The sequence below is a fragment of the Marinagarivorans sp. genome (genome assembly GCF_982758155.1).
On sequence record NZ_CEXWTU010000185.1, the window covers coordinates 1 to 10,353 of the forward strand.

Sequence of the window (10,353 nt, forward strand, 5' to 3'; positions counted from 1 at the left end):
GGGACCGACTATGGTGTTCATGTGTTTTCATTTGAGTCTAATCAGTGGGTATATAAACAAACTTTTTTGCACGCGCAAGTCGGGGGGAATTTTAATGGAGCTGGCTTTCAGGTCGCCATCTCAGACGATAGAATGGTGGTAGGTGATGGCACTGGAGGGGCTATCTATCTATATAAAAAACTCAATACTGGACAGTGGGAGCATGTGCTAGATTATCCATCAAGTGGTTCGGCGGGTGCGGGCTTTGGGAGTTCGGTGGATATTGATGGGCGTCGTATTATTGTCGGTCAAAATGTGGGTGGCAGTGGTGCGGTTCAATTTTTAACGATTAATAATTTCAATGGCAGTAACCCAAGCGTGAGTGTGGATGGCCCTCGCTTGACTCGTTTTGTTCCGCTTTCCGTGGCGATTGATGGCGACAAAGCGATTGCCGGCGGCACCTATGCAAGCACTGGCAACGATGAAGTGACGGCCTTGTATGAGCGGGTGAACTCTGTTTGGACGGACACTCAAAAAAACATGGCGGCTCGTGCTGACTTTACCAACCGGGCTGGCTTACTGGCCGAAGTGGATGAGGTGGCGATTAGCGGAAGTCGCGTGATTGCTGGTTGGCGTGGCTGGGATAGCAATGACGCTGACGCAGTAGGGGCGGTCATAGTGAACTCCTTTGACTCGGAGCCCTTGAGTCTGCCTTCTCTGGACAATGCCGAAGGGGCGATGCTGTGGGATAACGGGGCGGAATTTAATTGGGCAAGACTCTCAGGTTCTACACCCTCATCTTCAACAGGGCCCAGCAGTGGTTCAGGTGGTTCAGGGTCTTACTATTATGTTGAAACCTCCAGTGCGGGCGGTGGTGCGTTTAATAAAGGTGATGTTGCGATATTGGAAAGCGGTGCTTTTAATGCGACGAACACATCGTTTAGCTTTGATTATCATAGCTATGGGGCGAACGTTGGCCAATTGTATCTTGATGTGCTTGTGGATGGGCAATGGAGAGTTAACTTTTGGAATAGTGCTAGCCAGAATACGGGGACTCAGTGGCAGTCCCACACCTTTAATTCAAGCACCCTTGGCGCGGGTGGTGCATTAAGTCATATCAATCCCGATAATAAGCCCATCAGTTTGCGTTTTAGATTGGTCGCAGCCGGCGGATGGCAAGGTGATGTGGCCTTGGATAACTTGAGTATTACTGTGAATTAAACGTTTTAATGCCTGAAGGATAATGCAAGTCTGACAGGGAAGTCTAACAGGGCAGGCGCAGAGAGAAGAGCGGTTCGCCTATCTCTATTGTTGGTATACAAATCAATAATATAGGTTCATCTTTATTTTCTCTGCGCCTATTCTGTTAGATTGACATCCATTCATGCCGGGTTTTGTTGACCACACTATATCGATATTTTTACATTTGGAGCACCTCGGGGTCGCATAATTTTTCTGGGGCACCCGCAATTTTTTGTGTAAAACTAAAATCGTGGGGTATAAAGTAAACCTGGTTTTAGATCCTCTTTATTAAACACTTTATTGGCACCCCGAGAATCATCGATATCTTTCATTTCAGCATAAAAGGCTTCCTGGCTGGGCTTGCCGCAGTCAACATAGTCACAGGCAATGGAGCGGTAATATATTTCGCTGTAATTGCCCACTGTAGAAATAATACGGTATACCCAATTGCTAGTGAGTCCAGCCATCTCCATATTCTCACCACGCAGAAAATTTTGCTCAAGGGGGCTGCCTGAATGATATTTTTCTTCAACGTTATAGGAATTAATGCCTAGTTTGTCAGCATAAAATAGTGCGTATATTGAGTAGTTGATTACTTGCTGCCATTGGTAATCTTTTAGCAAAACAGGCGCGAGGGGATCCAGGCCCGCTCGCGCAAAAGCCCTCAGCATTAAGGAATTTTCTGGGTGGCGTCGCTCCTGGTCAATTTTAAGTTGCTTTAAAACGAAATAATTGCCAAAAACAAGGTCGCAGTGATCATCATTTTCACGTAGAGTCCGTAGCATTTTTACATTATCGATTAATGCATCATTGCTATCGTCGTGTGTAATGATCTGAAAATTGATCTCATGCTTCAAGTTTTGTAGGGTGCGCTCGTTTGAAGTTCCAGGTTTGACGCACACATTTTTATCGCGAATGTCCTCTAGGTTAACGGTTGTGTCGGTGTTTTCAGGTGACAAATCAAGAAATACCTCCTGCTCGTAAAAATAGACAGGGCCGAAAATTACATTTGCTTTAAGGTCTCGAGTGATCGTATGCGAGGTATTGCGAAATAAGACATGCACCGTTTGATCTTCTAAAGGTGCAATACGCCTCTCGAATTGAGATGCGCTGACCTTTACTATGCCCAATTTCACATTCAGTGCTGCGCCCAAAGCTCTGCACAGCTCGACATCCAGCCCCCACCAAGTCTGCTCCGCATCATTAAGTAGGGAGAAGTGGGGTAATAAGCCATCAACCCCACAGCGCATTATGCCTTCTGCCTGTATTGATGCGAGTGTGTTGATGACGCTATTTTCGCTTGTGATCGTGTGTTGATACATGAGTACGCTAATTGCGATTATCATAAGCGTAACAACGGCAGTATTAATAAGCCTGAACTTTCGCTTCTTTCGGTACATTGGTACCGCTTCTGCGTTGTCGCTTTCAACTATTTCTGCTTGATTGTCTTGACCGCAAGCGTCAGTAAATAATGCTTGTGCGGCCTCTCTTGTCATGAGGGCTAAACCGAGCCCCCGCTGACTGGACGTGGTATACCACCCTACGACTGCCACTTTATCTTCAGCCGCATGAGCTTGATTAATAAACTCTAATTGATGAGCGCTGATGCGCTTAAGTTGATCGGTGACATAGCGCGTCTTGACGTGTCTTTTCTTTTGTTGGTATGCGACTTGGCTCGCCACTATATGAGTTTCAAAAACGTATTGCCCTGGTTGGCGTGCCTGTTCTTGAAGGTGCTTCTGTGCTAGCGCAGCAACGGCCCAAATGACCTCAATCCAAGCAGGTGTGACCTGACGCTTTGTTTCCAGCTCCTTAATTTTTAGCCAAGATTCTAGTGACTGAAGGTCTTTTATTAGGCAAAGCGGTTCAACCCCTGCCTTTTTTTGTTCTTGCTTGTCTAGGAATTCTGGAATCATTTTTATGCTGCTTTTGTTGCGAGTTCGTTACGAACTTCTGGTGAGATCGTAATAAATGTTCATATATTTCAATGACTTATGTTTTTGGTGTCTGTCCGTCAGTTGCAGCTGTTTCCCACCGGTGGTTGTCGTAACGAATTTAATATCGACCGTTCCAATTCGTAGAGAAATTGTAAACACTGGATATTAGCAAGACAACAACTAAACCAAGTCACTAGAGGTGCTCTATGCTAGATTCTAAATTAAAAATGTTAGCTGAATACAATCTTGGCGGGCCACAATCTGAACTATTTATACGTAAACTTCAACAGAAAACGGGTTGGAGTAAAGACTTCAGCTTGGGGGCAATAGATGAATATAAGCATTTCATTTACCTAACAACTGTATCAAAGTTAGCTCTCACACCCTCTGTCGCAGTGGATGAGGTTTGGCATTTACACCTAACATTTAGCCGGTGTTATTGGGGAACACTTTGTAAAGAGATATTGGCCAGTGAGCTACATCATGAGCCCGCTACGTCCTCAGAGCAAAGTAAAACACAACATCAATATCGACAGACGCTGGAGCTATATCGCAGATATTTTGATCGTAGCCCGCCAGGCAAATACTGGCCAATAGCAGTTGCTGAGGACTGTAGGCCGAACACATTTAAAAAGCGCCTCTCTATTCCATTACTCGCTGTTTTCTCGTTGCTCATCTTTGGGGGCTCGGGCAGTGTTTATGCCGCTGAGTCATCGGTGGGCTCAACAATAACATTTTGGGTGATCTTGCTTGGCATTCTTGCTGGCGCCGTGGGTCTAGTCATTTGGATATTTAGTGATGATAGCGGTGGTGGAGGTTCTGGAGGTTCTGGCGGCTGGGGCGGTTGTGGCGGAGGCGGGGGTTGCGGTGGAGGCGGATAAAGTCGCCAAAGTTGCATTAAACCTACTGGATAGCCGGCGCCTAAATGCATTCGGCGAGCTAAGGTACCTGGAGGCTGGCTAGTTGTCTGGCGGCCTCACTATTGATGAGATCTAAACTATGGATACGATCGAGACAGTAGAAAAATCAGTTAAGAGCTTTATCCGAGCACTAGCACTCGATTCAAGGAAAAAAATTTATCAACACCACCGTAAGCTCTATAAGCATGGGGTAACGGTAATTCCAGCTTTAGAAGAGTTTATATTGGCTCAACCTTGGGGCAAAATTAAACATGGGCATCAGATTTTTATGCTTACCGGGATACTTGGTTTGATAAATGATATTGATGAGGAACGAGCAGCGGAGGTTGTACAAAAAATCCAGAAGAAAGGTTGTAATAAAATGGTAGAGGTACGAATGCTTTCTGTTGTTAAGTTCTCATTGAGCCAGTTTGAATTCGGATCTATCTTGGGGGTTAACACTTATATATCCAAAGAACTTAGCGGACATAGTGTCATTAGAAAGAAGATGTTGGATTGGTTATCCAAAGTCCCTTCTTCTGATCTTTGCGGAATCGAAAGGTTTTATATAACTTCCGAACTCGAAGAGGATTATCGAGGGGCCTACATGCCGATTCTGAGTGACATCACGGTCGTCTGGTTGCATGGGGTTTCGTATTACAGCCCACTCTCCTATCCATTACTTTTTCAGATTGAAAAAACGTTTTACCATGAAATTGGTCACCATGTTCATAGGCACACCTTTGGCCAAGATCCAGAGCAGGAAAAAGAAGCTGATGAATACGCTGAGCAGTTCTTGAAAATGAATCACCCATTCCTAAAAATAGTAGTGAGAACCGTAAGGTATGTTTTTGGTGAAAAAAATGAAAATTAACAATTGGGGCTATTGGCGAATGCTCTTGTCCCCAATAGCTATAGAGCACCCATTATATCCAGTAATCTATATTACAAGGGGAATGTGAAATGAGCATAAAAACATTATTTAGAAAATTGAAAATTATTAATGAAAAAATGAAGATATCCGCCATAATCAGCTTATCGATTATTTTTGTTGGTTGCTCTGGCTCGGCCAGTAGTTCCGGCAGTATTGATCTTTCAAAACCACTTTCAGAATTAACCTTTCCAGATACAGCCTTACAGCAATGCGTCAGTAATTCAGGTGCAGTAACCGTTGCCACATTGAAGTCTTTAGACTGTGGCGGGCTGGGTATTGTCAATACAGAGGGATTAGAGCAGCTGGAGGCTTTAGAGAAGCTGAATTTATCGAATAATCAGTTTAATACGATTGACCTATCCGCCAATGCTGACATTAATGATATCAACTTAGAAGGCAATACAATCACTTGCGCCAACGTTCAATATTTGAAAAATCGATTTAGAGATTTTTATTGGGCAGCGAGGAACAAAGTCGATATAGACTGCATGCCAGAAACCACGAACTCTGCTTTGCTTGATGTTTTACAGGTGCCAGATCCGGTGCTTGCTCAATGCATTGTGGATACAGGGAAAGAATCCATCGAAGAGTTAACAGAGCTTACCTGTAACGGTCAGGAAAACAAAAAGGTAGAAGATTTAACAGGTATTGAGGCACTGACCGCCCTTAAGCACCTAAATTTAATTGACAATCAATTAGACAGTGTTGATGTTTCAATGTATCCAGCCCTAGAAGACTTACGCCTTACCGGCAACAATTTTATGGCCCTCGATGTCACTTCTAATACAGCATTAGTTCAGCTCTCTTTAGAGGGTAACCAAATTGCGAGTATTGACCTCAAAAACAACTCAAAACTTGAGCACCTATATTTAAACAGTAACCAACTCACCCAAATTGATGTAAGCCACAATCCATTACTTACTCATTTTTGGGTTTTGCTCAATCAACTCTCTGAAATAGATCTGACAAACAATATCCATTTAGAAGCGCTAAGTTTAGCCGATAACCCCATCACTCAGTTAGATATTTCCAACAACCCCGCCATATGGTTACTAATTCTTGATGGGACCCTTTTAACTTGTGAAACCCTAGAGTCGATAAAAGTTCAAGTTCCCGGATTTTATTTTGAAAAGTCCTGTCAATAAGGGAAGAGGCAATAATAGTTTATCTAATTAGGCGAAGAGATCGGCTTTCTTATCGAGGCGCTTGTCCAACAACGGGATAAGATTGCGGCTTTGCGCAATCTATCCTTGTTCGTTATGAGTCACTATATTGCAGTGTGTCCCATATTTTGACAATTTCACTAATATCTTGCTGGTTGTCAAAATACACGGCCATACGTATTTCATGAGATTCAGTTACCGCAAATAGGTATATAGCATCCTGCTTCTTACCATCAGTTGCCTCTTTAAGGCGATACCTTATTTTTTGCATTCCATTCTGACTTACGTTAATAAAGTCAATCTTTTTAGGTGAAATTGTATCGAGTATACTTTCGACTCGAGCGCTAACCCCCGAGTCATTCGTATCATATGAATCTAACCAAATGGTAAATCCTGGCCGCCAAATTACAAGACTTCCTTTATCGAACCGTTTAAGCATTCGAGACGAAACATTGAAACTCCAATTGTTAGTTACTTTAACAAACCCTTTATCTATTGGCGGCATGAAGATAACTTCAGGTTCTATCAGCCCTTCAGTTATTACCTGTAGGTCTCCCTCACTATTTCGTTCGACCTCAGTTCCTGGTGGGTAGGTTAAGAAACCTATGATTTCCGGGTCATAATTAGCGATTGTATTAACACTGAATAGAGAGGTGTTATTTGAATCGTCAATATACTCTTGCGTTTCGCCACCACCATAAAATATCCAACCACTATCATCTTCACGATTAGGCTGTTCTCTTACCATATAGTCAACTCTCTTTCCCGCAACAGTAATCATGTCCGTTGCTAAAGCAAAGCCTATATCTGGTATTAATCGTTCTATTTGAGTTGAATTCAACTTGTAATTCTTTTCCATTCGATCTTCATTTCCGTACGCAGCTGGAATTGTTAGTGATATGAACAGGATTAGAAGCGAGGACATGCACCGCACGCGTCAACTCACTACAATAAGTTATAGCGAACTCCAATCCTAAAACAATCCGCTATTTGACTCCTCGGCCATTATTATCTAGTGTCAAATGATAAAGCACTGGATAAGCAACCATGACTCAACCGCGTAGCCAATTGGTATCAATAGACGATACCGCTTTCTACAACATTACAAGCCGCTGCGTTAGGCGGAGTTTTTTGTGTGGTTTTGACAAGGTAAGCGGTAAAAACTACGAGCACCGCCGTGACTGGATCGAACAGCGTATTCGACTATTAAGCTCTATATTCGCCATCGAAATTTGCGCCTATTCTGTAATGCATAACCACCTCCACCTCGTTATCAAACTCAACCCTCCAGATGCCACGCTGTGGAATACTGACGAGGTACTTACGCGCTGGAGCTGTTTGTTCAAAGGCGCACCGATTGTGCAACGCTACCTGAAAGGCGACCCCCTCACTCCAGTCGAACGTGATGCCGTGAGCATTTGTGCCGAAAGCTATAAACAACGACTACAAAGCCTCAGCTGGTTTATGAAATGCTTAAGCGAGCCAATTGCTCGTCAAGCGAACAAAGAAGACAACTGCACAGGGCACTTTTGGGAAAGCCGCTTCAAATCTCAGGCTCTACTTACCGAGGAGGCCGTGCTTAGCGCAATGGCCTATGTCGACCTGAATCCCGTCAGAGCCTGCATGGCCGACACGCCGGAAAAGTCAGATTACACCAGCATTAAAGAGCGCATCAACCCGAGCTTTGACTTAGACGAAGCGATAAAGCAGCAAGTTTCGCTAGAATCTATCCGCCAGTTTGATTTACCGCTCAAACCATTGCTTAAATTTGAAGGTAATCTTAAAAATACTGAACAAACGGACATTATTTTTGGGCAAACAGATTATATTGAGTTAGTCGACTGGACGGGTCGAATTATCCGTGACGATAAACGTGGTGCAATCAACGTAAACCTTCCGCCGATACTTGCTCGGTTAAATATTGATATTGATGCTTGGCTGCTGCAAACACAGCATTTTGAGCAGCACTATCAAGCTTTGTTCGCTAAGCGCAGGAAAAAGCGCGCCGCTTAGTTCGAAGCGACTTCAATTACAATTCTGCGGCACTAAAAACCATTACTCCTGCACCAACAAATACCCCCAAGGCATTAGCTTTGGGGTTATTGTGCGTTTTGGATCTATGGGCGAGAAGTTTCTTGAAGTAGGGGAGGTCTAGTGTTTTTACTGATTTTTGGCTGTCGTTATTATTTTGGAGTGCCTGTCCTGCATTATTTACAATTCTGCGGCACAAACAACCATCACTCATGCGTCAATAAATAACCCCAAGGCATTAGCTTTGGGGATTATTGTGTGTTTTGGGTCTATGGGCGAGAAGTTTCTTGAGGTAGGGGAGGTCTAGTGTTTTTACTGATTTTTGGCTGTCGTTATTATTTTGGAGTGCCTGTCCTGCATTATTTATGCTGTTTTTTGGCTGTCGTTATTTTTAAGCGGTGCCTGTCCTGCATTATTTTTTGTTAGAAACTATTTCTAAGCCTTTTCCTTTAAAAAAATCAGAATTCGTATAGCGGTAGTCTTTCCCGTCATAGTCTCTCATTTAAAATACCGACCTTTATTACTGGCAACATATAACGCCGCAATAACCGAGCGGAGCATTGCGTGGTAAAGTGAGCAAAGCGAACCACGCAATGCGGAGTCCGGTTGATTGCTTTGTTAGAAGTGCTATTAAAAAAGTGCACTAATACTTGCCCAGTTATCTTTAATAATTTTTATTGTTGCATATAAAAAAGTACCACTCGCTGCTATAACAGAACCTATAAAACCACCCATTATAGTTGCTGTTGACGCAAGCGAGTGAATTTTTATTTTTTCGATAAAACGTAGATCGAAAATTTGCTTTGCATTGAACTGACCTCGAGGAACTGCATATGGGTCCATTCCCATTTGCTTCATGTGTTGTTCCGATTGTTGAATCATAAGCTCTTTTTTCTTAGGGTCTGTGCCAGTTTCGTCTAGTTGTTTTTGTAGCTCTCGAATAGGTGAGTCACTGGGAATCCATTCATTTAAAACTGCACGCAATATATATTCATCAGGAGACAAGAAGCGAGACTGGATTGTGAATGTAACAGAGTCTTCTTTACCGGGTAATAACTCAGTTATTTCATGCCTAAATATATCTTGGAAATGACCTTTATAGGAAGATATTTGAGATATCTTTTCAATATTGGAAAATTCAGTAATATCTATAGCGACAGAACCTTTGTATAGGGTTTTACCTAGGTTTTTTATCTTTAATTTAAATCTAGGCAAAAACCATTGGTCACTTGCTACCAAAGGCCAAAAACAATAACTGAGTGATACCTCGAATGGTTGATTTCCATCTACAGTGCCAGCATATTCTATCTTCTTTCGCACACCTTCTCCTTCGTACTTCTAACATTATATTCTGCGTCATGGTCACATATAGGAACATGCCTACATATAGACCTTTATGTCTACAACTATACCTAAATGTCTATATATAGCCATCTCCCAACATAAAGCTTGTGTCTACATCTAGACATTTATCGGCACCGCCTTCAACAATCCGATCTTTGAGCCCTAGGCTAACGGCAGTATTTCGACTCGTTAACCATAGTTTTCCTAGCTGGCTCCACTTTGCGCCGGCTTGTTTGACCTTGAGTCTTAAATCGTTTTCATGAAAGCTAATGGCTAGGGCAGCGATTTCCGACCTTTGAGTGGCTAGGTGGGCTCGCTGGCAGAGGTCGTTTTGGGGAGCGGGGCGCCTATCAACTTCGATTTCAATGGTGGTGATGATCTCATCGTGAGCGCTATCATGCCGATACCGCACCGCGACCAGCTTATCGCCCCATTGGCGTTTGAACCGTTGTGCGCCTGATCATTGCGAATGGTTTTTGTTACTTTCATAGCGTCCCTGCCATGTAGATAAAACGTGTTGTTGAGTGTAGGAATAGTCTATCGATGCGCTCAGCTTTCAGCAAAGGCTTGGGTGTAAATTATTTAGACCCTTACGCGCCGGGAGCGCGTGTGGAGCGCCTGCTTTGGCAGGGACAGCCAATGTTAGACATTGCATGGAGCATAATGTCGAGACAGGCCAGCGTGTCTGGATAATTTGCACGCAAGCCTTTCCCTTGATAATTAATGACAAAACTAACAAAGAACTAAAACCGAACTCCAAAAAATTCCTTAAAACCGAACCCCAAGATTCACCCCAACCATCACATTCCTCTGCCCCTCAAGCT

General features: G+C 43.3%; 9 protein-coding genes. 5 read left to right on the top strand and 4 right to left on the bottom strand.

Translation table 11 applies throughout. The annotated features are described in order from the left end of the window. The coding region (locus AC3A8L_RS16285; RefSeq protein WP_487963330.1) for a hypothetical protein at window positions 1-1,200 on the top strand (1,200 nt) is incomplete at its 5' end. A 263-nt stretch (window positions 1,201-1,463) separates the two neighbouring features. On the opposite strand, the gene AC3A8L_RS16290 is transcribed toward AC3A8L_RS16285, so the two are convergent. Further along, window positions 1,464-3,137 carry a transporter substrate-binding domain-containing protein gene (locus AC3A8L_RS16290; protein ID WP_487963331.1) on the bottom strand — a complete coding sequence of 558 codons (1,674 nt, stop codon included), beginning with the start codon at window positions 3,135-3,137 and terminating at the stop codon, window positions 1,464-1,466. Window positions 3,138-3,364: 227 nt separating this feature from the next. On the opposite strand from AC3A8L_RS16290, the gene AC3A8L_RS16295 reads away from it, so the two are divergent. From AC3A8L_RS16295 to AC3A8L_RS16305, 3 genes are all read left to right on the top strand, one after another. Then, window positions 3,365-4,039 carry a glycine-rich domain-containing protein gene (locus tag AC3A8L_RS16295; RefSeq protein ID WP_487963332.1) on the top strand — a complete coding sequence of 225 codons (675 nt, stop codon included), beginning with the start codon at window positions 3,365-3,367 and terminating at the stop codon, window positions 4,037-4,039. 118 nt (window positions 4,040-4,157) lie between these two features. Continuing rightward, the gene (locus AC3A8L_RS16300; RefSeq protein ID WP_487963333.1) at window positions 4,158-4,931 is read left to right on the top strand and encodes a hypothetical protein; all 774 of its coding nucleotides are present in this window, start codon (window positions 4,158-4,160) and stop codon (window positions 4,929-4,931) included. An 89-nt stretch (window positions 4,932-5,020) separates the two neighbouring features. Continuing rightward, window positions 5,021-6,136 (top strand): leucine-rich repeat domain-containing protein, encoded by a 1,116-nt coding sequence (locus tag AC3A8L_RS16305; protein ID WP_487963334.1) that lies wholly within the window; start codon window positions 5,021-5,023, stop codon window positions 6,134-6,136. A gap of 112 nt (window positions 6,137-6,248) precedes the next feature. Here AC3A8L_RS16305 and AC3A8L_RS16310 read toward each other — a convergent pair whose 3' ends face one another. Then, window positions 6,249-7,013 (bottom strand): DUF2185 domain-containing protein, encoded by a 765-nt coding sequence (locus tag AC3A8L_RS16310; RefSeq protein ID WP_487963335.1) that lies wholly within the window; start codon window positions 7,011-7,013, stop codon window positions 6,249-6,251. A gap of 188 nt (window positions 7,014-7,201) precedes the next feature. Between AC3A8L_RS16310 and AC3A8L_RS16315 the strand changes: the two genes are divergently transcribed. Then, complete coding sequence (locus tag AC3A8L_RS16315) at window positions 7,202-8,167, top strand: transposase (RefSeq protein WP_487963336.1); 966 nt, start codon at window positions 7,202-7,204, stop codon at window positions 8,165-8,167. 648 nt (window positions 8,168-8,815) lie between these two features. Here AC3A8L_RS16315 and AC3A8L_RS16320 read toward each other — a convergent pair. After that, window positions 8,816-9,505, bottom strand: a complete 690-nt coding sequence (locus tag AC3A8L_RS16320) for a hypothetical protein (RefSeq protein WP_487963337.1) — start codon at window positions 9,503-9,505, stop codon at window positions 8,816-8,818. A 100-nt stretch (window positions 9,506-9,605) separates the two neighbouring features. Continuing rightward, window positions 9,606-9,941 (bottom strand): hypothetical protein, encoded by a 336-nt coding sequence (locus AC3A8L_RS16325; protein ID WP_487963338.1) that lies wholly within the window; start codon window positions 9,939-9,941, stop codon window positions 9,606-9,608. Window positions 9,942-10,353: the final 412 nt, after the last annotated feature.